Raw genomic sequence first — 26,110 nt, 5'->3', positions numbered from 1 at the left:
CCGTCGTTCTTTCGTTGGCGGTCTCGCTCCTGTTTTTCGCAACCACATCGCACGGAATAGGGATCCTACCAGATTCAGTCGCGTACATGCGCATAGGCACCGCGCGTCATTTCGCTCCGCTTTACACCTGGTTGCTGCAAGCCGCGGCACTCACCCAGATCGATCTCGTGGCCGCCGCCTGGTGGCTCAATTGGTTTCTTTATATCGTCAATACGGTCCTGATCCTGCGGTTGCTGTTTCTCGCGCAATTAGGCCCGACCTGGGCTGCATTGGGAACGGCCCTGATCGTTGGTCATCCGGTCTTTGTCGAATTTCACTCGGTGGCAATGACGGAGCCGTTGTTCATCGCGTTGACCCTTGCGTCCGTCCTAGTGTTTCTCAGGGCGATGCAAGACAACCGCGTCGCAAGCGCCGCGCTTGCGGGGGCGATTGTCGGCCTCGCCATGCTGACGCGATTTGCTGCCGCTCCGCTGCTTCCAGTTTTTGCACTCCTGAGGCTCCTCGCCGGCGGCGGAGGCTTTGCGAGACGATTGGTCGATTGTGCTGTGATGACCGCTGCGTGCGGTGCTGTCTTCGGGTCATGGCTGGTCGCGAGTGAGCTGACGTCCGGGGATTCAACCGGACGTTCACTGGAACTGCTGGGCAACACCGACCTGGCATACTGGATCAGGACGGTAGGCTCCGCATCGGCAATGCTTTTGCCGTCTGCGGCGGGGTCGGCCGCGCGCTTCCTGTTTCTTGCCCTCACCAGCGTCGCTGTGGTTTTCGTTGCCGTGTACTACGCTCTCGCATGGCTCCGTCTACCCCCCGAACAACGGGCCCGACCGCAGGCGCTCGTACCCGTCGTGTTCAGTCTCCTGTCGATCCTGTATCTGCTGTTCCTGATTGTGTCGGTGATGATTCAGTATCGACTGAACCTCACCGGACGGTTTCTCCTGCCGCTCTATGTTTTTCTGGCCCTCGCCGCGATGACTCCCTTCGGAGCTGACGGGTTGAGTTTTTCGCGCCGTCGCGAACTCGGGATTGTCCTCGCCGGTCTCGCGGCTGTGATCGGAGCCTCGAATCTCGCCAGGACGACTGTGTTCACCATGTCCACCTATGAAGCGGGCCAAGGATATGCTCACAAAATCTGGTCGACCTCGCCTGTGCTCGCATCCGCGGCAAAATTGCCCGCGAATGCCGCGATCTATTCCAACGCACCGGACTTGATCGAATTCCGGTTGCGGCGCAGCGCGGCGTACCTACCGCGCCGCTTCAGTCATCTGTCTGGCCGGGACGAGGCAAGCATGCCCTTTGCGCAGCAGATGGACGCCATGCGCCGCCGCCTTGCGGAAGGGAACGCCTATGTCGTCTTCGTCTACGGCGTGGACTGGCGGGACTACCTGATCAGTGAGAACGACCTTCTCAATTCCGTTCCACTCGTCGAGGAGGAAACTCTCGCCGACGGGCGGATCTATCGCTCAGTACGCCGCGCGACCGAGATGCAGCTTTTGCCCTGAAACGGGCCGGCTGAGCAACATCGAAATTTGGAGATTGGGTGCACCGAAAAATTGTAACGGGGAGTATAGATCATCATGTTTCAAAAGAAAATTTTTGTGGTTATCCCGGCTTATCAAGCCGCTCTGACACTCGAAAGCGTGTTTGACAGGATCCCGAGGGAAATTTACGAAAAAGACGTCCGCATTGTCGTCGTGAACGACGGCAGTTCCGACGGAACAGGCGATGTTGCGCGCAGAATTGCTCATTCGCGGGCAAACGTGGAAGTCATCGACCATCCTCAGAACAAGGGCTATGCCCAAGCGCAAAAGACCGGTTTTTCTTACGCATTGGCGCAAGGTGCCGACATCGCCGCACTCCTGCACGCCGACGGGCAATATGCGCCGGAACTGCTGCCACGTTTGCTCGCGCCACTGGAAAGAGGCGAGGCTGACGTCGTCATCGGGTCGCGCATGCTCGAGCGTGGCGCCCTGAAAGGCGGCATGCCTCTGTACAAGTACATCGCCAATAAAGCGCTCACCGCGATAGAGAACCTCGCCTACGGCCTTCACGTGAGCGAATACCACAGCGGCTATATGCTCTATTCCCGCCGGTGCCTGGAAACCATCCCCTTCGTTCGCCTCAGCGATACATTTCACTTCGACGGCGAAATGATCATGATGGCAGGCAAGCGCAAGCTAAAGATCAAGGAAATTGCGATACCCACGCGATACGCGGATGAAAAGTCACATTTGAAACCGGTACAGTATGGCTTTGATGTACTCAAGATCGTATGGGCCAACTATCGAGGAAAATACGAGTTTAACTGACAAAACTATTTTAGGTATAAGGAATTTTGCTATGAGGGTACTCGTTACTGGAGGCGCAGGTTTCGTAGGTTCCTTTTTATGTGAGAACCTTCGCAAATCCGGATACGACATACGAATTTTCGACAATTACGAGCCGCAAGTCCATGCTGGATCGCAGGGCAATCTTGGAGGCCTGTTGCAGCCGAACGGGCTGCCTATGAAGGGCGTCGAGATCGTCTACGGTGACACCCGCAGCACCAGCCAGCTCGACGCCGCGTTGAAGGACGTGGACGCCGTCGTGCATTTGGCCGCGCAGGTCGGGGTCGGCCAGTCGATGTACGAAATTCACCGCTATGTCGACCACAATACGGTCGGAACCGCCGTGCTCCTCGAACTGCTGGCTTCCCGCAGGCACAATGTGAAAAAGCTTGTGGTCGCCTCGTCCATGTCGATCTACGGAGAAGGTGGCGCACGGTGCAGCCATTGCGGCGATGTCACGCCGACGCTTCGTGAGGCGGAGCAGATGAGGCGTGGTGATTGGGAGGTGCGGTGCCCGATCTGCGATCGAACCGCGACACCGATCCCAACCGGCGAAGCGAAGCCCGTTCTGCCGACCTCGATCTATGCCATTTCAAAAAGAGACCAGGAGGAAATGTGCCTGGTCGTCGGCAGAGCTTACGACATACCCTCCGTGGCACTGCGGTTCTTCAATATCTATGGCCCCCGGCAGTCATTGGGCAATCCCTACACCGGAGTCGCTGCAATATTCTCGTCCCGTTTGCTCAACAACCACGCCCCGGTCGTCTTTGAAGACGGCAACCAGACGCGGGATTTCGTTCACGTGAACGACATCGTGCAAGCCATTTCCCTTGCCCTCGCAAAGGACGAGGCGAACGGCCAGGTGTTCAATGTCGGCACCGGTCGCCCGACGTCGATCAAAGAGGTCGCGACTATCCTCGCTCGGAAAATGCGGCGCGACATTGCTCCGCAAATAGAAAACAAGTTCCGAGAGGGGGATGTCCGGCACTGCTACGCCGACATAGGCAAGATCCAGCGGCACCTTGGCTACAAGCCCACTGTCGAGCTCGAATCCGGCATCGAGGACCTGATCGCTTGGGCAGAAGACCAGCAGGCGGAGGACCGGTTCGAGCACGCAGCCGCCGAGTTGGCGAAAAGAGGATTGGCCCGGTGACGGGCAACCATCGAGTTAGAGCACATTTGCGTGGGACCGCGGGTATCGTCGTCAGACTCTCGGCCGCTGGCCGGAGACTGGATTGCCATCCCGCCGGCGAACAGCTTCAGATGAGGTAGCGCTATGGGGCGTCAATTTACAAATCGCGTATTGGTGACTGGGGGGTGCGGTTTCATCGGGTCGCATCTTTGCGAACGGCTGATTGAAAGCGGCGCCGACGTCCTTTGCGTCGATAATTTCTTTACCGGCTCCCGTGCGAACGTAGAGGAACTGTTATCCCACCCTCGATTCGAGTTGCTAAGGCACGATGTGACGATGCCCCTCTATGTGGAGGTCGACAAGATATTCAACCTTGCCTGTCCGGCCTCTCCGGTGCACTACCAGTTCGACCCGGTGAAGACCACGCGGACAAGCGTGCAAGGCGCGATAAACATGCTCGGCCTTGCCAAGCGGCTGAAGGTCAGTGTCCTTCAAGCATCCACGTCGGAGGTCTACGGGGACCCGGCCGTTCACCCCCAGACGGAAGAGTACTGGGGCAACGTCAACCCTATCGGGCCTCGCTCCTGCTACGATGAAGGCAAGCGTTGCGCCGAAGCGCTATTCTTCGATTACAGGCGGCAGCATCAAACGGCGATTAAAGTTGCGCGCATCTTCAATACCTATGGACCCCGTACGCACCCGAGCGACGGGCGTGTTGTTTCGAGCTTTATCGTCCAGGCGCTACTGGATGCCGACATAACTGTCCACGGAGACGGCTCGCAGACGCGGTCGTTCTGTTACGTCGACGACACCGTTGCCGCCTTGCTGCGTTTGATGGATTCGCCGTTTGACGTGACCGGTCCGATCAATGTCGGCAACCCCAACGAAATCTCCATGCGCGAACTGGCCGAGTTGATCATCGATCTTACCGGATCCAGGTCGCGCATCGTGTACCGGCCACTGCCCCAGGACGATCCTTGCAGACGGCGCCCGGATATCTCGCGAGCAAAGGAACAGCTTGGATGGTCCCCCAAGATCGGTCTGAAGGAGGGCCTTCTGAAGACGATCAACCATTTCAACGAGCTCCTGAGGCGTCCTAGTTCGCAGATGGAACTCGGCGCTTTGTACGAGGCAAATCATGCTTAGCGGACGAGGGTTTCCTCAAGAGGCGAAACTTGACGGCTGTACCTCGGCCGAAGAGGCGGCCGCGCTGGGTTTTCGGCCGCAGCCGCTTCCTGCCGGCCACCCCGCAGGCGAATCCTATTCCGACGCAGCACCTCACCTCCGGTGGAATACCGTGCAACAGTTGCCCCTTGTAGGGAGGGCACTGAGAGCGGTCTTTGCCGTGCGCCTGCTGAGATACGCCTTTGTCGGTGGTTGCGCAGCGTTGCTGCAGATCTGCCTGTTGGCCTTGTTCGTGGAACTCGCCGGCATGGACGCCTTGGCGGCATCAACGCTAGCGCTCTCGATCTCGGTCATGGTCAACTACGGCCTGCAGCACCGTGTGACATTCAGATCGAAATCGAAGCACATCGTCGCCGCTCCGCGCTTTGTCGTTCTGACGCTCTGCACGCTGGCGGCGAATGCCGTTGTCTTCGACAGCCTTTTGACTGTGCTGCCCTACATTGCAGCCCAGATCCTGACGACTGGAGCTATCTTCCCCGTCAACTACTATTTGAATCGAACTGTGACATTTCGCCTCTGACGATTACGAAATCCATCTGTGCCGCGTCTTTAGGAGCCGTTCGCCGGGCGAGAGACGATCGAACACTCAGCGGATCGATTTGCTGGAAAACTATAATTGGGTGGATACATTGGAGGACTATTTACAACTAGTTAATTACGTGCTTTTTTATTATCGAAATCGGATATGCAGGTCATTTTGTGTCGCGGTCTAACCCATCGCGACTTCTAATCTTTGTTGAATTTAATTTATCAAGCCTTTCGAGCCAGTCGACGACAAAGACTTACAGACGCACCGTTCTTTGACCCACCATTAAGCCTCTTGGGGTAGGTGCAGTTTTCGCTCGGCAGCACGGCAGGCTTACAGATATTAGGAAGGGGCCGTCATGCAGCGTTTTTACGCCGCCGCGAAGGCAGTGCGCGATAATTTCCTAATGTTACCCAGAGGGAGCGCAGCAAAATCATCGGCTAAAATGTTGTTGGCGGTGTGCGGTGCGGCCCTCGACATCGGTTATCGGCGTCTACGGGGCGCCGTTCGCAGCGTTCAGAAATACCCCGCCTTATATATCGCGGACCTTGGCTCCGCAGGTATTGCGCTCGCGGTTGCACTGTTGCTGCGTTACGGCTTTACCGAGCTCAGTGCAAGGCCTGAAACAGCCTCCGTCCTGCTGTGGTCCGGCGCTCAATACCTCGCCATTTGCGCGTTCATTTTTCCCTTGTCCGGCCTCTACAGCCGAAATTGGAAATATGGCTCCATCTCCGATCTCTTGATCATCCTTCGCGCGGTTCTCCTGACATCGCTGCTGCTTATCTCGCTCCTGTTCTTCTCGACAAGACTGATCGATATGCCGCGAACCGTCGTGCCGATGCAGTCGCTGCTTCTGATCGCCTTCCTCGCCGCTGCGCGGCTGAGCTTCCGCGCAGAGGAAATCACCCAGGCGCGGCCGGGCTTCAAGAATGGGCGCAGCAAGGGTGCGGGCGACGATCACCGGGTCCCGCTGCTGCTCGTCGGAGCGGGCGACGCCGCCGAGCTTTACCTGCGCGCGCTGGCCCGGGATCCGAACGCCACCCACGTGCCGGTGGCCTGTCTCGACAAAAACGCAGACCAGTTGGGGATGAGTCTTCGTGGCGTACCGATCGCGGGCCGGATCGAGGATTTTGAGCAGGTCGTGGCGGAATTGCAGCAACTCGACAAGCGGCCACGTCACGTCGTCTTCACGGAAGCCCCGGCGAACTTCGGTGAAACCGCGTCGGACGAGCTGCTGCGGTCCGCCGAGCGGCTCGGCATTGCAGTGTCGCGCCTGTCGCAGATGACTGAGCTCAGGCGCGCCAAAGGCGACAACCCTTACGAACTGCGGTCGATCGAACTCACCGACCTCCTCGAGCGGCCGCAAGCCGCGCTCGACCGAGAGGCAATCGCCCGTCTTGTTCGAGGCCGACGCGTGCTGATCACCGGGGCCGGCGGCTCGATCGGCAGCGAACTAACCTCGCAAGTTGCTGCTTGCGAACCCGCGGAGATCGTGCTGGTCGACAATACGGAATACAATCTTTACGCGATCGACATGACGCTCAACGAGACCTTCCCAGAGGTATCTCGGTGGAGTTACCTTTGCAGTGTCCGGCGCAGCCAGCGTGTTGAGGAAATTTTTGAACGGCATCGGCCCGAGCTGGTCTTCCACGCTGCCGCCCTCAAACATGTGCCTATGGTGCAGTTGAACCCGCGCGAGGGCGTCCTCACCAACGTCATCGGCACTATGAACGTTGCCAATGCAGCAAAGAAATTCGGCACACTTGCCATGGTGCAGGTGTCGACCGACAAGGTCGTGAACTCGACAAGCGTGATGGGTGCGACCAAGCGCCTCGCGGAGCTCTATTGCCAGGCGCTCGACCTGCACGGACTTCAAACTGGCAAAGGTCCCCGGTTCATGACGGTTCGCTTCGGCAACGTACTGGGATCGAGCGGATCGCTGATCCCGCTCTTCGAGCGGCAGCTTGCAAGAGGCGGCCCATTGACCGTCACCGATCCATGCATGACGCGCTTTTTCATGACGATCCGTGAGGCCGTGGAGCTGACGTTGCAGGCATCGGCCTACGGTTTCGAAAAACAGCTCGGACAGGGAGAGATCTTCGTTCTCGACATGGGCGAGCCGGTCAAGATCATCGACATTGCACGCCGCATGATACGGCTGGCCGGGTTCACTCCGGACAAGGAAATAAAGATCAAGATCATCGGTTGCCGCCCGGGCGAGAAGCTCTACGAGGAGCTTTTCGACGAAACCGACAAGCGCATAACCTCGCCGGTGCCGGGCGTTCTCGGCGCGGTTCCGGAACCTATTCCGTTGCCCACGTTGCGCGACGCGTTCGCCCGACTTCAGCGCCATGCGGAGCGGGGCAACGATGCGGCCGTTGTAGCGGTCATGCGCGAACTGCTTCCACGCTACGAGCACGAGGCCGGCAATATAAAGCCTTCCGCCGTGAAGAAGCGGGCCTGGGTCCCGCCGAAGAAAAGCAGCAAGGCCGGCGTTTCGCAGCGGCGGCCCGCCTACCACAAGAGCGCCCGCGGCGGACTCCCATTGCCGGACAATTGAAATGGCAGGCGCGGATCGCCTGAATGGCCGCAGGGAACTTTTCCGTCGAAACCCGTCCGACGCCAAGGCGCTCGGCCTCAGAGCCGAGCAACCGAGTGACAACGCCGCATTGCGCTTTGAGCGCGGTTTCGACAAGCGCGCATCGCTTTGCACGCTGGGATCAGTCCGGGGATCCGATCCGGGAGGTCAGCTTTGAGTTCCGCTGAACATGTAGCTCGCATGCATACCGAGGACGTCGCCTGTTTGACAGGTCCGTCCGGTGTTGCATGCCCTCCAGCGCGCAGGCGCGTGATCGCCGTTGTCGCAAGCCTAACGGCATCTCTAACGATTTTTCGGTTGGAGTTGTTGAAGCGGCTGGCCGGCGCCGGGCACGACGTCATAGCCTTCGCTCCGGAGCACGACCCGCGAGTGGAGCAGGCGCTCGCTGAAATCGGCGTGCGTTTCATTCGCATTCCCATGGCCCGAACCGGTCTCAATCCGCTGGAGGACATCCGGACCTTTTGGTCGCTGCGGCAACATTTCAAACGGCTGAAGCCGGACATGATCCTCCCTTATACCATGAAACCGATCATCTATGCCGGCATCGCCGCCCGGACGCTTGGGATAAAGGAACGTTGCTTCCTCGTGACGGGTCTCGGCCACGTCTTTTCAGAGGCGGGCGGTCGCTCATTCAAAGCATTGGCCATCCGCCACCTGTGCGTCCGCCTGTATCGTTTGGCGTTCAAGCGCGCGAGAGTCGTTTTTGTCTATAACGACGCGGATGCAGAAGACGTTCGCCGCTACCGCATGCTGCAAGGCGGCCTCTCGCCGACGATGGTTGCCGGATCCGGCGTCGATCTGGATCACTTTGCCTTTGCGCGAGCAACTCGCGGAGGGCCTGTGTTCCTTATGATTGCACGACTCCTGCGCGACAAGGGAGTGGTGGAATATGTAGAAGCCTCAAGGATCGTGCGTCGCACTTTTCCCGATGCCCGGTTTCAACTGCTCGGCCATTTTGACAGCAATCCCACGGCAATCTCGCGCGAAGAAATCAACAATTGGGTCAGCGAAGGAATATTGGAATATCTTGGGACCACCAACGACGTGCGCCCCTATCTGGAGGCATGCAATGTCTTCGTCCTGCCTTCTTATTATCGCGAAGGCATTCCGCGGAGCATCCTCGAAGCGTTGGCGATCGGAAGGCCGGTGATCACGACGGACCTGCCAGGCTGCCGCGATACGGTGGAGGCCGGTGTGAACGGAATGATCGTGAAGCCGCTCGACGTCGTCGCGCTCGCCGAGGCGATGGCATCATTTGCCCGCAATCCGCATCTCGCCGAAAAAATGGGCCGGGCCTCGCGAGAACTCGCGGAGACCAAATTCGACGTGCACATGATCAACCGGATTCTGTTTGCCGGCATGGGCTTGACTGATTGATGGGCTTCCATGGCGCAGCAGATCATACGTCCGATATATGCATGGACAGCGGCGAACGCGGAGCCGCGGCGATGATCATGCATGTCATTACCAACTTCACCGCCAGTGCAGGCGCCGAGACAATGCTCGCGCGCCTCCTTCACGGTTCAGCCGATGAGCGTATTGTGGTCGTTTCGCTGATCGGTGTCTCGGATCGGAACCGCAATCTCGCCGACAATCCGAGAGTTACCTATGTGTCGCTGGCCGCCTCCTCCCTCGCCGCGCTGCCCGGCGCGATCTTGCGGCTCGCGCGGCTCATCCGCAAGGAACGGCCAAATGTGATCCTGTGCTGGATGTACCACGCGATGATCGCTGGGGTGCTCGCGTCCCGCATGGCCCGATGTGGAGCACCGGTTTACTGGAACATTCGCCAGTCCCTGGATGATCCCGCCTCGCTCACGCGCAGCTCCCGCCTCGCAATTGCCGGTGCAAAGCTGCTGTCCAGCCAGCCGGCCGGCATCATCTACAACAGCGCCCGGGCCCTCGAGTTACATCAGGCCTACGGCTATCAAAACCGGAACATGGTTGTCATTCCGAATGGCTTCGAATTGCCTCAGATCGGTCCCGCTGAGGCGACAACAGTCCGCCGGATCGGTATCGTCGGTCGATTTCATCCGCAGAAGGATCATGGCACGTTCTTCAAAGCCGTAGCTGCCGTTCGCAAGACGCACCCACAGGCAGTCTTTTCCGCCGCCGGCAACGGGCTTTCCCACGACAACCGCGCTGTGATCGACTTGATGATGGAGGCGGGATTGCCGGCGCATGCCGTCGATCTCAAGGGTGAAATCGCCGATATGTCATCCTACTACTGCAGCATCGACGCTTTGGTGCTGTCGTCGAGGACAGAGGGCTTTCCCAACGTCATTGCAGAAGCGATGAGTTATGCGAAGCCGATCGTCACCACGGATGTCGGCGATGCCGCCACCGTCGCGGGTAACGCCGGAATTGCGGTACCCGCACGCGACCCTGAGGCACTCGCCAAGGCGATCCGCGCAATCCTGGACCTCTCGCCGACCGAATATGCCCGCTATGCGCGCAATGCCCGACAGCGCGTCGAAAATGAGTACGCGATCACGGCGGTCCGGGCAAAATATGCAAGATTTCTAATGCCTTAAATCATGAATTCGATTGCAATCAGGGAGTGTCGTTCGGCGTATTTCCAGATTACCTTAAGGAATTAGATGAGAAACTTGGCTTTCGCTGCCGTCCTAAGTTCAGTTGAAGGCCATTGATCCTTTCTAAACCAAGTAGTATAATTCTATTTTTCCTTGTGACAAACATGTGTATTCTTGTGATGAAGGCTGACTTTAGGCCTGAGTTCACGTTTGCGCCCCATTCTCAAATTATTGGCCCTCCTGCAAACAGCTAGGAGATGATGATGATTCTAAAGGGAACCAATCTGTCCGACACGATCCGGGGCACTCTGAACGACGACGAGCTTTGGGGCTACGCCGGAGATGATTACCTCGAGGGCGGATATGGCAATGACAAGTTTTTTGGCGGTGACGGCAACGACTTGATCAAGTCTGGTCCGGGCGACGACTATGCCGAAGGCGGAATCGGCAATGACCGTTTTGATGGCGCCCTCGGTGCGGACACATTCATCGGCGGATTGGGCAACGACATCTTTGATGGCGGTGACGGCAACGACACGCTCGACGGTGGCGACGGCCACGACCACTTCTTAGGTGGCAGTGGACATGACAAGATCTACGGTGGAGCGGGCGAAGAGTACATCGACGCAGGGGACGGCAATGACATCATTTATGCCGGCTCAGGCGACGATGGGTTCAACAATCGAATAAACCCCGCAACCGGCCAGCGCACGCAGCAGGCAGTGGGAGGCGGTGCCGGGGACGACACGATCTACGGCGAAGGGGGCAATGATGCCCTCAAAGGTCAATCTGGCAACGACCGCGTCTACGGCGGCATCGGCAACGACATCGTTGATGGCGGCGACGGGAACAATTACCTCGATGGCGGTGATGGAAATGACGTGCTCGACTCCGAAAGCGGTATCGACGAGGCTCACGGTGGCATCGGCAACGACAGGATTTCGGTGGGTGCCGGCGACGATCTAGCGTACGGGGATGACGGCGACGATACCCTGTCGGGCGAAGGAGGCGCCGACGTCCTTCACGGCGGCATCGGCAACGACTTCTTATTTTCCGGCGATGGCAACGACACTTTGCGCGGTGACGCCGGGAAAGACACTCTTATGGGCGAGGCGGGAAGCGACACACTTTGGGGTGGCGCCGATTCCGATCGCTTCATCTTCAAGGCGACTCCGGCGCTCAGCGGCCAGGACACCGTCATGGACTTCCAGGACGGCGTCGACCTCCTGGTTATCGAGAAGCTCGGGGTTACCCAGTACTCGAATTCCGGCGCCAAGGGCACCGTCCACGCTTATGACACGACCAGCGGCGACGTGCTGATAAAGGGTTACGACTCTGCTGGCAATGCGTTCTCAATTCTCCTGGACGATCCGAACGGCAATCTCTCGGCGTCCAACATTTCGAAGAGTGATTTTCTCTTCGCCTGATGTGCGATCGCCAAGCCGCTTAAAAGCAAAGGAGGGTGCCGGTAAGACGGCGCCCTCTTTCCAGCCCCGGCCTTGCGGCGAACCGCCGGCTCAGTGTTGCCCGTTCTGGAAGTCCTTAAAGCCCGTCTCTGCTTTCCATGCTTCGATGCCTTCGCGGAAAGAGCGTGGGTTGTACCCTAACTGCTCCGTCGCCTTGGTGACGTTCAGCGGCGCAAAGCCCGTCATGCTTCCAACCCGCTCGCCTTCGACGTCGACGAGGTTCGGGTCCACGCCGAGGGCCTGGGCGATGATTTGAGCCGCCTCGAGCGACCTGCAGGCGCGCCCGCTGCCTGCATTGAATACCCCGGCCTCCTCTTTCTCGACCGCCCGCAACGCCAGAGAAACCACGTCGTCGACATAAACGAGGTCGGCGCGATATCGCCCCCCGTCCTGTATGACCACGGAACGCCTGCTTCCGAGCGCACGAATGAAAGTCGGCAACATGCCCGTGCCGTGCATGCCGGGACCATAGACGGATGCAAGACGAAGCACGGTCACAGGCATCGCGTATGCTGTCCCGAAGGCCAGCAGGCAAATCTCCGCCGAGAGCTTACTCGCGAGATAATAGCTGGCGCGATGCACCGGAAAGGCAGGACTTGTCTCCGACACCGGCTCGGAGGCGGGCACATAAACCTGCCCCGACCCGAAAAATATAAATCTCTTCACCCCCTGCGAGGCGGCGTCCATCGCGACCCGCAAGGTACCGTTCGTGTTGACCTCGAAGCATCTCGCGGCTTGGTGCGGGTCGCCGAGATCGGCCGGAATATAAGCGGCAAGGTGAAGAATGGCGTCAGCTCGCGTCACCGCCGGCAAGGGCTCGCCAATCGACCACTTCTCGATATGCAAGCGCGAGCTACTTCTTGATGTCACCCGGTCCGGGTCACGAGCCAAGGCCGTAACGCGATAACCCATTGTAAGCGCGCGATCGATCAGCCTCGAGGCGATAAAGCCTGTCGCACCGGTAACAACGAGCTGCATCGACGTCAGACCCCGCGGTTTCCCGCGAGCCGCCGTAAGCGGGTCGCCCCTGAACGAATATGGACGACACGCTTCAGCTTCTTGCCGTCATGCGCGTCGTAATCCCGGAACCGCTGCACACTTTTGGGCGACATGGATTAAACTTCTTCCTGCAAACGCTCGGGGGCCGTGATCAGCTCACCGGGTCTCACCACGGTCTCCGACCAGTGCCGCAAGATTGTCACCGGCATGATCTCCGGCTGCTCGACCGGCTTTCCGAAGAGCAAATGCCGGATGCACATCTCCACCTCATTGAATCCCGCATGGATTCTCACCGCGGTCGTTCCTGAAAACCGGGCGTTGATCTCGAAAATCCTCGGCACGCCATCGTCCAGACGAAACTGAAAGTTTGCAGGACCGTACGCGCCGAGAGCGTCCGCCGCCTGTGCCATCGCCCTGCTGAGCGCGGGAAAGGGCTCGGCAAAGGCCCGGTAAGTATTGCCGTCCCGCAGGTCTCGGCGCATGACGATCGTCGCGCGACATTTCCCGTCGAAGGTCAGGGTGCCTGCCGTGTATTCACTCGCTTCCGAGCCGACATATTTCTGAATGACGATGCCGGGCTGTTCGGCTATTGCCCGCTTTAGCTGATCCCGGTCGCGCATGATTCCGAAGCCGATCGACCTGGCCCCTATCCGAGGCTTGACGATGAGCGGGAATCCGCACTCCTCGATCAGGACCTCCTCGTCACCTGGCAAACACGAAGGAACGAAGCCCAGTCCCCGCTCCCGGAGAAACTCGGAGGTGAGCCACTTGTCGTTCGCGATGGACACCACATGAGGCGAACTGATGATTACCCTGGTTCCGTAGGTTGTCTCGATCGCCTCGCGATTGGCCGAAAGGATCGGGAGCTCGACATCTGTCCCCGGGATCAGGATGTCTGGCCGTTCCGCACGCAAAAGATCGCCCAGCCGCTCCAGATAGGCAGGATCTTTCGCCATCGGGATAAGATGGGCTGCATCTCCCCAGTAAAGGCCGGCCGAGAGCGGACTCGGATCCCCCACGATTATCCTTGCGTTCAAGGTCGACCGCCGCAGGGCGCGAATGATGCCTTGCCCCAGCAGGGCGCCCGCACCCGTGACGAAGACTTTCATGATCGCCCTACCCCCAATTCAATTAGCTGATCTCTGCAACGGCCCAATTCGCTCAACTTGTGCGCATCGGAACCGATCGAGACAAACGGGTTGATCTCTCCGCACAAGGCCAGAAATGCAGGCATATCTGCCAGGTACGATGAGTTGATCTCGATCGCGATCCCCCGCTCCAGCGTTGCCGTCATCAATGCGCGGAAATAGTGCTCCGGAAAGCGTCCATGCCGCCTCAGGCTCATGCCACCCGGATGCGCCAAAACGTCGATCGGCGCGTTTTTGATCATCCCCATCGATAGCCGGAATTCGATTTCGGCTGTCTCTTCGAAGGACAGCTTGTCGAAATCCAGATAGCCGCCTTTTCCGTCCGGCAAGCGGTGGACGACACCAAGAACGATATCGCATGCGTCGAGCACGGATTGCGACACATCCAGGCTGCCATTGTCGTCCATGGCTTTCGTCTCGCAACCCACATAAACGCGCAAATTATCGAAGCGAGGCGCAGCGGAAAGAATCTCATCCTTAAAGTCAGGAAACCAGGACGTCTCCTCTCGGACATGCTCCGTGAAGGCAAGCTCCGCAAGCCCGCGTTCGCTCGCCGTTTGCAGGACTTCGAGCACCGTCGCCCGGCCATCGGTCCAACTGGTATGGACCTGGAGCTCCACATTCAACTGCTCGCGACTGAGATCCCTAAACCGGGAGAACAGAGGCTTGCGCGGATCCGTATTTCGTTGCGCGTCCATGCTTGTCATGCGCCCTTTGGTAAGCTTCGTTCCGCGTCCATCAGCCGGGGTGCACCCACCGATCGTGCCATAGGTTGAACATCAGAACCGCCCACAATTGCGGTCCCCAGTCGCGGCGGCCGTCAAGATGCGCCTTCCATCGACTGACGATCGGCTCGGCGCGGAAGATTCCATCGCGCTGCAGGCGGGATGGCGACAGCATCTCCTCCGCCCAGACACGCAGCGGCCCGCGCAGCCAAGCGTTGACGGGAACGCCGAATCCACGTTTTGGAAGATTTATGAATTGTTCCGGCAGTCTTCGGGACAGGAGTTTGCGCAGCGCGGGCTTGCCCGTGGCTTCAGCGAAACACAGCGACCTTGGCGCGCGCCAAGCCAACTCGACAAAGCGGTAGTCAAGCAAGGGAGCCCGCATCTCCAAGCCCACCGCCATCGAAGCGCGGTCCATCTTTACGAGGATGTCGTCGGGCAGATAGTCGACCATGTCGCTGTACATCATCCTGTCGACTGCGCCCAGGCAAGCCGGTATCCGTTTCGAGGTCATAGCCGTCGGAGGCTCTGCCCCGCCCAACACCACATCCGCCGGATGTGACCAGAGCGAACGAAAGTCCAGGTAGCGGGCGTCGGGATCGTCAATCTCCAGAAGCTCGGCAAGTCTTCTTAGCCGTTTGCCCGTTATTTCGTCTTGAAGCGAGGACGGACGCGCATGGCGTGCCGCCGCGGCGGCAAATTCCAGCGCCCAGTGTGGGGCGTGCCTTGCTGCACGCAGGGCGACGGCCGGCGTTTTCCTGGCCAGGCGGTCGAAGGCGACCATTTGCCGATAGCGCTTATAGCCGCCGAAGAACTCGTCCCCGCCATCACCCGAGAGCGCCACTGTTACGGTTCTTCGCGCCAACTGCGACACCAGCAGCGTCGGGATCTGCGAAGGATCGGCAAACGGCTCGTCATAGACATCCGGCAATTCGGCCACCATCCGCAGTGCCGTATCAGGTTCGGCCGTAATCTCGGTGTGATCGGTGCCGAGCTGCTCGGCGATGGCTGACGCCAAATCCGCCTCGTTATATTGCTCCTCCACGAAGCGCACGGTGTAGGTTTTCACACGTGACGTCGAAACTTCCTGCATTACGGCCGACACCAAGGAAGAGTCGACGCCGCTGGAAAGGAGGGCTCCCACGGGGACGTCCGAAACAAGCCGCTCGCTTACCGCCCGTTTCAATTCGGCGTCGAGCGCCTCTAAAGCTTCGTCGGGGCATTCGATCCGTTGCGCATGGCCTCTTTCCGCCGCCTCGAACGCATCCCAATAGCTCTTGACCCCGCTCAAAGCGGCCGACGCCGACGCCGGTGGCGTGTCGACCGAGAGGCTCAGCCAGGAGCCATGCGGAAGTTTGAAGATTCCGCGATAGATCGAGTAAGGGGTCGGCACGTAACCGTATCGCAAGAAAAGCGAGGCCGCGTGGGGGTCTATTTCAACGGACCGGAAGGCAGGATGTGCTCTAATGCTTTTCAGCTCGGAGCCGAAAGCAACAGCACTCTTGGATACGCCGATATAGAGAGGCTTCTTTCCTAGGCGGTCGCGAGCGAATATGACTTGTCGGGTGGCGCTGTCGTAAAGAGCAAAGGCGAACATGCCGTTGCAGCGATGCAATGCACTTTCCAGGCCGTAGGCCTCGATCGCCTCCAGGAGCACTTCAGTATCGGAGTGGCCGCGAAAAAGCGAGCCACGCTCCTCCAAAGCGGTCCTCAGTCCAAGGAATCCGTAGATCTCGCCATTGAACACGATCGAGTAGCGGCCGCTGCTCGAATGCATAGGCTGGGCACCCGTGGGAGAAAGGTCAATTATAGACAGCCGGCGGTGACCCAGGCCCACACGGCCGTCGCGATCGAGCCAGATGCCTGAGGCATCCGGTCCACGATGAGCAAGCGCATCAGCCATGCGCGTCAGTCTCTGCGCCAGTTCCTCCCGGCCATGCTGCGCATAATCTATGAGGCCGGCAATTCCACACATGAGAAATTCCTCTTGGCCGTTCGCTGCAAATCGCGTGCAGTACTAAAGTGCCGCCAACGCCGGAGACATGTCCGCCCAGGCGATGAAATGCGGATTTGCGAAGTCGCTGTCCTCGTCCTGCCGCGTCTTGCCGTAGAGCAAGCGCGAGCCGTCCAACCGCACCACCGAACCGCCGGCGGCCTTCAGCACAGCATCGCCGGCCGCCGTATCCCACTCCATCGTTCGGCCGAAGCGCGGATAAACGTCCGCCTTGCCTTCGGCGAGCAGGCAGAATTTCAGCGACGAACCGACGGAAGTGTAGTCCGTTACGCCGTGGCCGACCAGAAACGCTTCTGTTTCGGAGCTGTTGTGCGAGCGGCTGGCAACCGCCGTCAGGGCCGCCCCTCGCATCCGTGCGCGTATCGCCTGCCTCTGCTCGACCTTGAACGCCTGGTCCAGGAAGAGCTTTTCCGCTCGGCCGTCGTCGGCCACATAGGCGCAGCGCTGCGCCGGCGCATAGACAATGCCCGCGATCGGAACATTGCCCTCGACAAGAGCAATGTTGACCGTGAAGTCGCTGCGCCGGTTGATGAACTCCTTAGTCCCGTCTAGCGGATCGACCAGAAAGAAGGTGCCGCCGCTGATGTCGGGAACGCGGCCAGATGCCACGGCCTCCTCCGCAACGACCGGAATATGCGGAAAGGCGGCCGCGAGCCTGTCCAAGATGATGGCTTCGGCTCGCTCGTCGGCCTCACAGACGGGCGAATGGTCGTCCTTGTAGCAAATACTGGGGCCGGCCTCATAAACGTCGAGAATAGCCGCTCCCGCGTCGAGCGCGATGCGTTCAAGCAGTTCGCAAAGAGGTGTCATTCGTCCCCCATCCTCTTGTCGAGGAATTCCTCAATCTTCAGAGCGAGGTCGATCGGCTCGTGACCGACCGTCTGCAGATGCAATTCCGCGTTTTCCGGCACCTCATACGGCGAGGAGACGCCGGTGAAGTTCGCGATCTTGCCGGCGAGCGCCTTCTCGTAGAGCCCTTTAGGATCCCGACGCGCGCACTCCTCAAGCGGCGTGTCTATGAAGATCTCGATGAACTCGCCCTCCTCCATCAATTCGCGCGCCATGCGCCGCTCGTCGCGGAACGGCGAGATGAAGGAGACGAGAACGATCAGACCGGCATCCGCCATGAGTTTGGCCACCTCCGCCACGCGGCGAATGTTCTCGACACGATCCTCCTCGGTGAAGCCGAGATCCCGATTGAGCCCGTGGCGCACATTGTCGCCGTCGAGCAGGTAGGTGTGCTTGCCGCGGGCATGCAGGATGCGATCGAGAGCGTTAGCGACCGTCGACTTGCCGGAGCCGGAAAGCCCGGTGAACCAGAGCACGGCAGGGCGCTGGTTCTTCATCGCGCTGCGCGCGCCTTTATTCACCTCGAGCGCATGCCAGTGGACATTATCGGCGCGCCGAAGCGGGAAATCGATCATGCCGGCGCCGACGGTGGCATTCGTCACCCGATCGACGATGATGAAGTTGCCCGTCGCCCTGTTGTCCTTGTAGGCGTCGAAGGCGATCGGCGTCTGTGTCGAGATGTTGCAGACGCCCACTTCGTTCATCTGCAGCGACTTCGCCGCCTCGCGTGCGAAGCTGTTGATGTTGACCTGGTGTTTGAGCGTGGTGACCGCCGCGCTCACACTGTCCGTCTCGGTCCTGAGGATGTAGCTGCGCCCCGGGAACATCGGGTTGGCGTCGAACCAGATCACATGCGCCTGGAACTGGTCGGCCACGAATGGCCGTGCGGCCGGGGGGACCAGCATGTTGCCGCGCGAGGCATCGACCTCGTCCGCAAGGACGAGCGTGACGGCCTCACCCTCCCCTGCCGTAACGAGGTTCCCGTCATAGGTGACGATCGCGTTGACGGTCGTTCGCTGTCCGGATTTTGCGACGACGACCGGATCGCCGACGGAAACCCTGCCGGAGGCGACTTGGCCTGCATAGCCGCGGAAGTCCGCGTCCGGCCGCATGACCAGTTGCACCGGGAAGCGGAGTGGCTTCTCCCGGACGGGTGGATCGAGTTCCACCGTCTCCAGATATTCGAGCAGCGCTAGGCCCCTGTACCACGGCGTGTTTACCGATGCCGAGATGACATTGTCTCCGTAGCGCGCCGAGATCGGGATCGGCCGGATGCTGGCAAAGCCGAGTTCCTTTGCAAAAGCCATATAGTCGGCGACGACTTCGTCGAAGACTTGCTGGTTGAAGTCTACGAGGTCGATCTTATTGACCGCGAGCACGACGTGGCGGATGCCGAGCAGCGAGGCGATGTAGGAATGGCGCCGCGTCTGCTGCAGGATGCCCTGGCGGCTATCGATCAGGATGATGGCGAGATCCGCCGTCGAAGCGCCGGTCACCATGTTCCGCGTATACTCCTCGTGGCCGGGTGTGTCGGCGACGATGAATTTGCGCTTCGACGTGGCGAAATAGCGGTAGGCGACATCGATGGTGATGCCCTGTTCGCGCTCGGCCTCAAGCCCGTCGAGAAGAAGGGCCAGATCGATCTCCTTGCCGTTGGCGGTACCAGGCGGACCGACGCGTCCGAGGTTTGCCAACTGGTCCTCGAAGATCAGTTTCGCGTCGTAGAGCAATCGTCCGATCAGAGTCGATTTTCCGTCGTCGACGGAGCCGCAGGTGATGAATCGGAGGATCGACTTGTTGTCGTGCTCGGCCAGATGCGCCTCGATGTCATGCGGCGGTATGGATTGAACATACGACATCAAAAGTACCCCTCCCGCTTCTTCTTCTCCATTGCCCCGACTTCGTCGGTGTCGATCAGGCGGCTCTGCCGTTCCGACGTCCGCACCGTCAGCATTTCCCGCAATATGTCCGGAACCGTGGCAGCCTCGGACTCGATCGCACCAGTCAGCGGATAGCAGCCGAGCGTCCGGAAACGTACGAGGCGCTCAAGGACTTCCTCCTCGGGTTGGATCGGCATGCGGTCATCGTCCACCATGATCAGCATGCCATCGCGTTGCACGACCGGCCGCCGGGCCGCGAAATAGAGCGGCACGATCGGAATGTTTTCGCGCAGGATGTATTGCCAGATGTCGAACTCGGTCCAGTTGGAGAGCGGGAAGACCCGCATCGTCTCGCCCTGGCCGACCCGCGTGTTGTAGGTCTTCCACATCTCGGGGCGCTGACGCTTCGGGTCCCAGCCGTGCTGGGCGCTGCGGATGGAGAAGATGCGCTCCTTGGCCCGCGACTTCTCCTCGTCACGGCGCGCGCCCGCAAGAGCCGCGTCGAAGCCGTACTTCTCCAGGGCCTGCCTCAGCGCCATCGTCTTCATGACGTGGGTGTGGACGTTGGACCCGTGCGTGAAGGGGCCGATCCCCTGATCGATCCCGTCCTGATTGACGTGGACCAGAAGGTTGAAACCGAGTTCGTGCGCCATCCGATCACGGAACTCGATCATGTCCCGGAACTTCCATTTCGTATCCACGTGTAGGAAAGGAAAAGGCGGTTTGGCCGGATAGAACGCCTTCATCGCCAGGTGCAGCAAAACCGAAGAGTCCTTGCCGATGGAATAGAGCACAACCGGGTTGGAAAACGTTGCAGCGACTTCTCGAATGACGTGAATCGCTTCGGCTTCAAGTCGCCGAAGATGGGGAAGAGACATATCGCAATCCCTCTGATTTTAAATAATAAAAATGCTTGTATGCGAACAAAAAGAACGTCGCCCGCCAATGATCGCAGGCGCATTTCAAATAATTGTGCAGCAGCTAAACGTGATCCCGCCGACTAGGCCGCATTTAAGCGCCATATCGCTAATATTTCAAGTAACAATAGCAATCCTCTTTTTCGCAAGCGGCGCGCGACGTGGCCGCACGTCTGCTGCGATCAGGGCGCGGCCGTCACCCGCGTCTTCAGGATCGCCGAAAACCGCGGATCGAACGTCCGACTGATTGGTTCCGCCGCTGCGCCGATCGCGACCGCCCAGGGGTCGGTGAAGCCCAGTTGCAATCGTGGCGCGCTCCGCCCCCGCCGCTCGGCGATCGAAGGGAGCAGAGGATGGAGAGCGTCGAGGAGGAGGTCGGCGAGGCCCGGCGGCATGCCGCCGCACAGGATGACCGTCTGTGGATCGAAAACCGTCTCGAGAATCTGGACGGCGGCCTGGAGTTCAAAGGCGGCATCGGCAATCCACGCTTTCACGCGCTGATCCGGCATGCGGGCCTTGGCGTCGATGTGGTCGTAGAGGTCGGGATCGGCGGGGTCGAGATCGAGGGCCTTGCAGAGCGAGGCGATCGACGTCCTGTGTTCGAGTGGTGCCCTCGCGTCATCCGCCCCGCCACGCGGCCTGCTGAGGATCATGCCGATCTCGCCGGCGTTTCCATTGGCGCCGCGGTAGAGCTCACCATTGAGGATCAGCCCGGCGCCAAGCCCGTATCCGAGATAGATGCAAAGGGCGTGGTCGAGGCCGTGGGCGGCGCCGACCATCTTTTCCGCCGTTGCCGCGGCCGCCGCGTCGTTCTGCAGGCGCACGTCGAGGGCCGTCCCGGTTGATAGTGTCTCCACCAAAGGAAAACTCTGCCAGGCGGCCATCATCCAGGGGTCATCCTGGTCGGCAGCAATGCCGAATGGCCCGGGCATGGCGACGCCGAGGCCGACGAGGCGATCCTTCGATTTCGGCGCGGCCTTCACGAGAGCGCGCCGGGTTTCCTCGATCAGGGCAAGAACGGCCTCTGCGCCCTTTTCCGGTCCGCCGGCAGGCAGGTTCGTCTCCTTGCGCGTAAGCACCGTGCCGACGAGATCGACCGCAACGGTGCGCGTCACGTGCCTATCGATTTGAAGGCCGATGGCAAAGGCTCCTTCCGGCACCAGCCGATAGGGGGTCGAGGGCTGCCCCCGCCCCCTGCGGACGGCCGCGAGCGACGTGACAAGCCCGTCATTCTCCAGCTCCTCGATGATGTTGGAGACGGCCTGCTTGGTCAGTGCCGTCGCCCGCGCGAGATCGGCCCGCGAAAGCTGCCCGTTCAGCCGCAAGGCATCGATCATGACGCGCCGATTATGGGCGCTCGCCCCCTCCTGATTGGTGCCGCTCTTTGCCCGGATCGGGCGCATCTCGTTCATCCCGCAAATCCCACTTGACACATCTAGAATATTGAACAAGAAATTAGTCAAGACAATTGACTTAATAAGAGGTCGAAAGAACCTCGGGGGAACGAAAGCGGTCGCCAAGCGAACGCAAACGCTCCGATTGATTTGTCGACGGCCGTCGCGGGAAGCGGCGGATTTCTGGCATTCGGCGCGCGCATTGGCAGTGCGCCGGGAAGACTGAAGCAGTCAGCAAATGGAGGCGACAATGTTGAAATCCATACCCAGTGCCTTGCTCGGCGCGACGCTCGCCGGCGTTGCACTCACCGGACACGCCTATGCGGAGACTACGCTCAACGCCCTTTTCATGGCGCAGGCCGCCTATAGCGAGGCCGATGTCCGCGCCATGACAGAAGCCTTCACCAAGGCGAACCCGGACGTAAAGGTCAATCTCGAATTCGTCCCCTATGAGGGCCTGCACGACAAGACGGTGCTGGCGCAGGGTTCCGGCGGCGGCTACGACGTCGTCCTCTTCGACGTGATCTGGCCGGCGGAATACGCGACCAACAACGTGCTCGTCGACGTCACGGACCGGATCACGGAGGAAATGAAGAAGGGTGTCCTTCCCGGCGCCTGGACCACGGTGGAATACAACGGCAAGCGCTACGGCATGCCGTGGATCCTCGACACCAAGTATCTCTTCTATAACAAGGAAATCCTTGAGAAAGCCGGCATCAAGGAGCCGCCGAAGACCTGGGACGAGCTTGCCGAACAGGCAAAGACGATCAAGGAAAAGGGCATCCTGGAAACGCCCATCGCATGGAGCTGGTCGCAGGCGGAAGCGGCGATCTGCGACTACACGACGCTCGTCAGCGCCTATGACGGCAAGTTCCTCGAGGGCGGCAAACCCGCCTTTACCACGGGCGGCGGGCTCGACGCGCTCAACTACATGGTTTCGAGCTATACCTCGGGCCTCACCAATCCAAACTCGAAGGAATTTCTCGAGGAGGATGTGCGCAAGGTATTCCAGAACGGCGAAGCCGCCTTCGCGCTCAATTGGACCTACATGTATAATCTCGCCAATGACCCGAAGGAGAGCAAGGTGGCCGGCAAGGTCGGCGTTGTGCCGGCACCCGGAGTCGCCGGCAAGAGCGAGGTTTCCGCCGTCAACGGCTCCATGGGGCTCGGCATCACCACCACCAGCAAGCATCCGGAAGAGGCGTGGAAATACATCGTCCACATGACCTCGCAGGAGACGCAAAACGCCTATGCCAAGCTCAGCCTGCCGATCTGGGCCTCCTCCTATGAGGACCCAAGCGTGACCAAGGGCCAGGAAGAGCTGATCGCCGCCGCGAAGCGCGGGCTTGCGGCGATGTATCCGCGACCCACGACGCCCAAATATCAGGAGCTCTCGACCGCCTTGCAGCAAGCAATCCAGGAAGCGCTTCTCGGCCAGGCTTCGCCGGAGGATGCGCTGAAGAGCGCCGCTGAAAACAGCGGGCTCTGACGGCCTGTTTCCCCCCGGACGAGCAATCGTCCGGGGGCGCCGAACGCCCCGGGCGCAGAAGGTGAAACCACGTCCATGGAACGGCTTACCGCCAGGTTGTGCCCTAAGTTCTTAAATCCACATGCTTGCCGGTCGGGTCAACCGAGCTCGCCCGCATCTTGCAGGCGCCAAAAGGTGTAATTCATGTCCGGCACCTGGATCTCAACACGCGCGTGGCTCATGATGCTGCCGCTCCTGGTGGTCATGGTTGCTGTCATCGGCTGGCCGCTCGTCGATACGGTGCGGCTCTCCTTCACCGATGCGAAGCTTGTCGGCACCGAAGGCGGCTTCGTCGGCGCCGACAACTATGTGAAAATGCTGACGGGCTCGAACTTCCAGCGGGCGCTCATCACCACCTCCTGGTTCGCGGTTGTCTCAGTCGCCGCCGAAATGGTGCTCGGCGTCCTTGCCGCACTCCTCCTCAACCAGCAATTCCGCGGACGAACCGCACTTCGGGCGCTGATGATCCTGCCCTGGGCGCTGCCGACGGTGGTCAACGCGACGCTCTGGCGCCTGATCTACAATCCCGAATACGGCGCGCTCAACGCGGCGCTCACCCAACTTGGCCTCCTCGACAGCTATCGCTCATGGCTCGGCGAGCCGGGTACGGCCCTCGTTGCGCTGATCGTCGCCGACTGCTGGAAGAACTTTCCGCTGGTGGCGCTGATTGCCCTTGCCGCGCTCCAGGCCGTCCCTCGCGATATCACCGCAGCCGCGCTCGTCGATGGCGCCGGCTCCCTCAATCGTTTCCGTTTCGTCATCATGCCGTATCTTGCCGGTCCTTTGCTCGTGGCGCTGGTACTGCGCACCATTGAGGCCTTCAAGGTCTTCGACATCATCTGGGTAATGACGCGGGGCGGGCCGGCAAACAGCACTCGCACGCTCTCGATCCTTGTTTACCAGGAAGCCTTTTCCTTCCAGCGGGCAGGCTCGGGCGCGTCGCTGGCGCTCATCGTCACCCTGCTCGTGACCATCCTCGCCGTCGCCTATGCGGCGCTGCTACGCAAGGCTGCGGGAGCTTCGTGATGGAACGCCAAAGCCGCCTCTTTTCCTTCTTCGTCCATGCAAGCGCCCTGCTCCTCACCCTGGTGATCCTCGCTCCGATCATCTGGCTCTTCGTCATGAGCATTTCGCCCGCGGCCGATCTTTCCGCGAAGCCTCTCAACTGGTGGCCGAGCGAGGTCGATCTTTCCCGCTATCGCACGCTTCTGTCAGCCGTCGAGAACAGCGCCGGCGCAGCCTTCATCGCCTCGCTCCTCAATAGCCTGAAGGTCGCCGCGATGGCGACGCTTGCTGCGATCGTGGTCGCGGTTCCTTCCGCCTGGGCCGTGTCGCGCACGCCGACAGTCTCCTGGTCGCTCTACGCCGTGATCGCCACCTATATGCTGCCCCCCGTGGCGCTTGCCGTGCCGCTCTATATGGGCCTCGCCTATCTTGGCCTGCTCAACTCGGTCTTCGGTCTGGCGCTCGTCTATCTCACCATTCTCGCGCCCTTCACGACCTGGTTGCTGAAGTCGGGCTTCGATTCCATCCCGCGCGAGATCGAGAGCGCGGCGATGATCGACGGCGCCCGGCTCGACCAGATCCTCAGGCTGCTGACGCTACCGCTTGCCGCCCCCGTGATGGCGACCTCGGCGCTTTTCGCGTTCCTGCTTGCCTGGGACGAATTCTTCTACGCGCTGCTCTTCACCTCCGATCTGCGCGCCAAAACACTCACCGTCGCCATTGCGGATCTCGCCGGCGGCCGTGTCTCCGACTACGGGCTGATCGCAACCGCCGGCGTGCTTGCCGCCCTGCCCCCGGTGCTGATCGGTCTCGTCATGCAAAGAGCGCTGATTTCCGGGCTCACCAGCGGCGGGGTAAAGGGATAACCATGAGCGTATCAAAGGATCGCCCGGCGGGGCTCATAGCGATCGATCGGGAGATGGCGCGCCAGCACGCCGACGCCATCGCTTCCTATGAACGAGCGACCGCTCTTGCCCAGCGGCTAGCTGCCTCGCTGATATCGACCGGCCGACTTCTCCTTCTCGGCATGGGCGGCTCGCACGCCGTCGGTCGGGCCGTCGAGCCGCTTTATCGCGCGCTTGGCGTCGACGCGGTGGCCCTGCCGCTCTCCGAACAGCTTGGCCAGCCGCTTTCGATCGAAGACAAGACCATTCTCGTCACCTCGCAATCCGGCGAGAGCGCCGAAGTGCTGCGCTGGTTGAGGGAGACGAACGGCGGTACGCCCGAGACATTCGGCCTGACACTCGAAGAGGATGCTTTGCTGGCGAGGGCTGTACCGTCGCTTATCGGAGCAGGCGGCACTGAGCGGGCATTTGCAGCGACACGCAGCCTGACGGTGACTTTCGCACTGCATCTCGCGATTCTCGCTGCCCTCGGCGCCGATCCGGCCGAAGCACTTCGTGCCCTCGAGAGTCCCGAAATGCCGGCAATCGACGGCGCCCTTGCGGCGCTCGCCGATGTCGGCGCCATCGTCACCTCCGGCCGCAGGCTGCAGGGGCTCGCGGAAGCGATTGCGCTGGGTCTTACGGAACTCTCGCGGCTTCCCTGCCTTTCGCTCGAGGGCGGACAGTTGCGGCACGGGCCGATGGAAATGCTTGGGCCCTCCGTAGGCGTCGTGCTCTTCCGAGCCGCCGATCCGACGGCCGGGCTCGTCCAAGCGATGGCGGCTTCTGCCGCCGAGGCCCGTTCGCCGGTCGTCGTCTTCGACGCTTCGGGCGAACCGCCGATCGAAGGCGTCACGACGATTGGTTTCAAGCGGTCAACAGGAATGGCCGCCATCTTGGCAATGTTGCCCGTGGCGCAATCGCTGATGGTCGCCTTCGCCGACGCCCGTGTCGAGAATGCCGGCACGCCGGTGCGGTCCACCAAGGTCACCCGGAGCGAATGA

At 60.4% G+C, this 26,110-nt stretch carries 22 protein-coding genes; 13 read left to right on the top strand and 9 right to left on the bottom strand.

The window, feature by feature from the left end; genetic code table 11:
- Positions 1-14 precede the first annotated feature (14 nt).
- From AYK65_RS25765 to AYK65_RS25720, 9 genes are all read left to right on the top strand, one after another.
- On the top strand, positions 15-1,499 hold the full coding sequence (locus tag AYK65_RS25765; protein WP_172402071.1) for a glycosyltransferase family protein: 1,485 nt from the start codon (positions 15-17) through the stop codon (positions 1,497-1,499).
- A 75-nt stretch (positions 1,500-1,574) separates the two neighbouring features.
- A complete protein-coding gene (locus AYK65_RS25760) occupies positions 1,575-2,306 on the top strand; it encodes a glycosyltransferase family 2 protein (RefSeq protein WP_051440609.1) in 732 nt (243 codons plus the stop codon).
- 31 nt (positions 2,307-2,337) lie between these two features.
- Complete coding sequence (locus AYK65_RS25755) at positions 2,338-3,477, top strand: NAD-dependent epimerase/dehydratase family protein (protein WP_046117182.1); 1,140 nt, start codon at positions 2,338-2,340, stop codon at positions 3,475-3,477.
- Positions 3,478-3,600: 123 nt separating this feature from the next.
- Positions 3,601-4,602 carry a UDP-glucuronic acid decarboxylase family protein gene (locus tag AYK65_RS25750; RefSeq protein ID WP_046117183.1) on the top strand — a complete coding sequence of 334 codons (1,002 nt, stop codon included), beginning with the start codon at positions 3,601-3,603 and terminating at the stop codon, positions 4,600-4,602.
- Complete coding sequence (locus tag AYK65_RS25745) at positions 4,595-5,161, top strand: GtrA family protein (RefSeq protein ID WP_081161859.1); 567 nt, start codon at positions 4,595-4,597, stop codon at positions 5,159-5,161. Before AYK65_RS25750 ends, AYK65_RS25745 begins: the two co-directional genes overlap by 8 nt.
- Before the next feature lie 451 nt (positions 5,162-5,612).
- Positions 5,613-7,727, top strand: coding sequence for a polysaccharide biosynthesis protein (locus AYK65_RS25740; protein WP_244560115.1), 2,115 nt, complete (start codon positions 5,613-5,615; stop codon positions 7,725-7,727).
- Positions 7,728-7,946: 219 nt separating this feature from the next.
- On the top strand, positions 7,947-9,143 hold the full coding sequence (locus AYK65_RS25730; protein ID WP_046117184.1) for a glycosyltransferase family 4 protein: 1,197 nt from the start codon (positions 7,947-7,949) through the stop codon (positions 9,141-9,143).
- Between the two features lie 71 nt (positions 9,144-9,214).
- The gene (locus tag AYK65_RS25725; RefSeq protein ID WP_046117751.1) at positions 9,215-10,297 is read left to right on the top strand and encodes a glycosyltransferase; all 1,083 of its coding nucleotides are present in this window, start codon (positions 9,215-9,217) and stop codon (positions 10,295-10,297) included.
- 263 nt (positions 10,298-10,560) lie between these two features.
- Positions 10,561-11,724 (top strand): calcium-binding protein, encoded by a 1,164-nt coding sequence (locus tag AYK65_RS25720; RefSeq protein ID WP_026616601.1) that lies wholly within the window; start codon positions 10,561-10,563, stop codon positions 11,722-11,724.
- Between the two features lie 90 nt (positions 11,725-11,814).
- Here the strand turns inward: AYK65_RS25720 and AYK65_RS25715 are convergent, their stop codons facing one another.
- The 9 genes from AYK65_RS25715 to AYK65_RS25680 form a co-directional block, all read right to left on the bottom strand.
- Entirely contained in the window at positions 11,815-12,741 is a 927-nt protein-coding gene (locus AYK65_RS25715; protein ID WP_081161853.1) for an NAD-dependent epimerase/dehydratase family protein, read from the bottom strand.
- 5 nt (positions 12,742-12,746) lie between these two features.
- The gene (locus AYK65_RS33565) at positions 12,747-12,875 is read right to left on the bottom strand and encodes a hypothetical protein (protein WP_275531694.1); all 129 of its coding nucleotides are present in this window, start codon (positions 12,873-12,875) and stop codon (positions 12,747-12,749) included.
- A gap of 3 nt (positions 12,876-12,878) precedes the next feature.
- A complete protein-coding gene (locus AYK65_RS25710; protein ID WP_046117186.1) occupies positions 12,879-13,871 on the bottom strand; it encodes an ATP-grasp domain-containing protein in 993 nt (330 codons plus the stop codon).
- Positions 13,868-14,608: a PHP domain-containing protein gene (locus tag AYK65_RS25705; RefSeq protein ID WP_081161921.1), complete on the bottom strand. Its 741-nt coding sequence runs from the start codon at positions 14,606-14,608 to the stop codon at positions 13,868-13,870. Before AYK65_RS25705 ends, AYK65_RS25710 begins: the two co-directional genes overlap by 4 nt.
- Positions 14,609-14,648: 40 nt before the next feature.
- Positions 14,649-16,610 carry an asparagine synthase (glutamine-hydrolyzing) gene (gene asnB / locus AYK65_RS25700; RefSeq protein ID WP_081161851.1) on the bottom strand — a complete coding sequence of 654 codons (1,962 nt, stop codon included), beginning with the start codon at positions 16,608-16,610 and terminating at the stop codon, positions 14,649-14,651.
- Positions 16,611-16,652: 42 nt separating this feature from the next.
- Positions 16,653-17,459 (bottom strand): 3'(2'),5'-bisphosphate nucleotidase CysQ, encoded by an 807-nt coding sequence (gene cysQ / locus AYK65_RS25695; protein ID WP_026616596.1) that lies wholly within the window; start codon positions 17,457-17,459, stop codon positions 16,653-16,655.
- Complete coding sequence (gene nodQ / locus AYK65_RS25690; protein ID WP_046117189.1) at positions 17,456-19,357, bottom strand: bifunctional sulfate adenylyltransferase/adenylyl-sulfate kinase NodQ; 1,902 nt, start codon at positions 19,355-19,357, stop codon at positions 17,456-17,458. The genes cysQ and nodQ overlap by 4 nt, the downstream gene beginning before the upstream one ends.
- Positions 19,357-20,256: a sulfate adenylyltransferase subunit CysD gene (gene cysD, locus AYK65_RS25685; protein WP_046117190.1), complete on the bottom strand. Its 900-nt coding sequence runs from the start codon at positions 20,254-20,256 to the stop codon at positions 19,357-19,359. Before cysD ends, nodQ begins: the two co-directional genes overlap by 1 nt.
- Before the next feature lie 221 nt (positions 20,257-20,477).
- Positions 20,478-21,707, bottom strand: coding sequence for an ROK family transcriptional regulator (locus AYK65_RS25680; protein ID WP_026616593.1), 1,230 nt, complete (start codon positions 21,705-21,707; stop codon positions 20,478-20,480).
- 232 nt (positions 21,708-21,939) lie between these two features.
- On the opposite strand from AYK65_RS25680, the gene AYK65_RS25675 reads away from it, so the two are divergent.
- From AYK65_RS25675 to AYK65_RS25660, 4 genes are all read left to right on the top strand, one after another.
- Positions 21,940-23,178, top strand: coding sequence for an extracellular solute-binding protein (locus tag AYK65_RS25675; protein WP_026616592.1), 1,239 nt, complete (start codon positions 21,940-21,942; stop codon positions 23,176-23,178).
- A gap of 183 nt (positions 23,179-23,361) precedes the next feature.
- On the top strand, positions 23,362-24,243 hold the full coding sequence (locus AYK65_RS25670; protein WP_026616591.1) for a carbohydrate ABC transporter permease: 882 nt from the start codon (positions 23,362-23,364) through the stop codon (positions 24,241-24,243).
- On the top strand, positions 24,243-25,088 hold the full coding sequence (locus tag AYK65_RS25665; RefSeq protein ID WP_081161848.1) for a carbohydrate ABC transporter permease: 846 nt from the start codon (positions 24,243-24,245) through the stop codon (positions 25,086-25,088). The genes AYK65_RS25670 and AYK65_RS25665 overlap by 1 nt, the downstream gene beginning before the upstream one ends.
- A gap of 2 nt (positions 25,089-25,090) precedes the next feature.
- Positions 25,091-26,110, top strand: coding sequence for an SIS domain-containing protein (locus AYK65_RS25660; RefSeq protein ID WP_139793348.1), 1,020 nt, complete (start codon positions 25,091-25,093; stop codon positions 26,108-26,110).

The sequence above is a fragment of the Ensifer aridi genome, from assembly GCF_002078505.1.
GTDB lineage: Bacteria > Pseudomonadota > Alphaproteobacteria > Rhizobiales > Rhizobiaceae > Sinorhizobium > Sinorhizobium aridi.
This window is presented reverse-complemented; position numbering and strand designations above follow the sequence as displayed.

Coding starts and splice junctions, on each gene's coding strand:
- AYK65_RS25670 (WP_026616591.1), top strand. CDS start 23,362: ATGTCCGGCACCTGGATCTCAACACGCGCGTGGCTCATGATGCTGCCG.
- AYK65_RS25660 (WP_139793348.1), top strand. CDS start 25,091: ATGAGCGTATCAAAGGATCGCCCGGCGGGGCTCATAGCGATCGATCGG.
- AYK65_RS33565 (WP_275531694.1), bottom strand. CDS start 12,875: ATGTCGCCCAAAAGTGTGCAGCGGTTCCGGGATTACGACGCGCATGAC.
- AYK65_RS25725 (WP_046117751.1), top strand. CDS start 9,215: ATGATCATGCATGTCATTACCAACTTCACCGCCAGTGCAGGCGCCGAG.
- AYK65_RS25705 (WP_081161921.1), bottom strand. CDS start 14,608: ATGGACGCGCAACGAAATACGGATCCGCGCAAGCCTCTGTTCTCCCGG.
- nodQ (WP_046117189.1), bottom strand. CDS start 19,357: ATGTCGTATGTTCAATCCATACCGCCGCATGACATCGAGGCGCATCTG.
- AYK65_RS25710 (WP_046117186.1), bottom strand. CDS start 13,871: ATGAAAGTCTTCGTCACGGGTGCGGGCGCCCTGCTGGGGCAAGGCATC.
- AYK65_RS25740 (WP_244560115.1), top strand. CDS start 5,613: ATGTTGTTGGCGGTGTGCGGTGCGGCCCTCGACATCGGTTATCGGCGT.
- AYK65_RS25760 (WP_051440609.1), top strand. CDS start 1,575: ATGTTTCAAAAGAAAATTTTTGTGGTTATCCCGGCTTATCAAGCCGCT.
- AYK65_RS25665 (WP_081161848.1), top strand. CDS start 24,243: ATGGAACGCCAAAGCCGCCTCTTTTCCTTCTTCGTCCATGCAAGCGCC.
- asnB (WP_081161851.1), bottom strand. CDS start 16,610: ATGTGTGGAATTGCCGGCCTCATAGATTATGCGCAGCATGGCCGGGAG.
- AYK65_RS25720 (WP_026616601.1), top strand. CDS start 10,561: ATGATTCTAAAGGGAACCAATCTGTCCGACACGATCCGGGGCACTCTG.
- AYK65_RS25715 (WP_081161853.1), bottom strand. CDS start 12,741: ATGCAGCTCGTTGTTACCGGTGCGACAGGCTTTATCGCCTCGAGGCTG.
- cysQ (WP_026616596.1), bottom strand. CDS start 17,459: ATGACACCTCTTTGCGAACTGCTTGAACGCATCGCGCTCGACGCGGGA.
- AYK65_RS25730 (WP_046117184.1), top strand. CDS start 7,947: ATGCATACCGAGGACGTCGCCTGTTTGACAGGTCCGTCCGGTGTTGCA.
- AYK65_RS25750 (WP_046117183.1), top strand. CDS start 3,601: ATGGGGCGTCAATTTACAAATCGCGTATTGGTGACTGGGGGGTGCGGT.
- AYK65_RS25680 (WP_026616593.1), bottom strand. CDS start 21,707: ATGAACGAGATGCGCCCGATCCGGGCAAAGAGCGGCACCAATCAGGAG.
- AYK65_RS25675 (WP_026616592.1), top strand. CDS start 21,940: ATGTTGAAATCCATACCCAGTGCCTTGCTCGGCGCGACGCTCGCCGGC.
- cysD (WP_046117190.1), bottom strand. CDS start 20,256: ATGTCTCTTCCCCATCTTCGGCGACTTGAAGCCGAAGCGATTCACGTC.
- AYK65_RS25745 (WP_081161859.1), top strand. CDS start 4,595: ATGCTTAGCGGACGAGGGTTTCCTCAAGAGGCGAAACTTGACGGCTGT.
- AYK65_RS25755 (WP_046117182.1), top strand. CDS start 2,338: ATGAGGGTACTCGTTACTGGAGGCGCAGGTTTCGTAGGTTCCTTTTTA.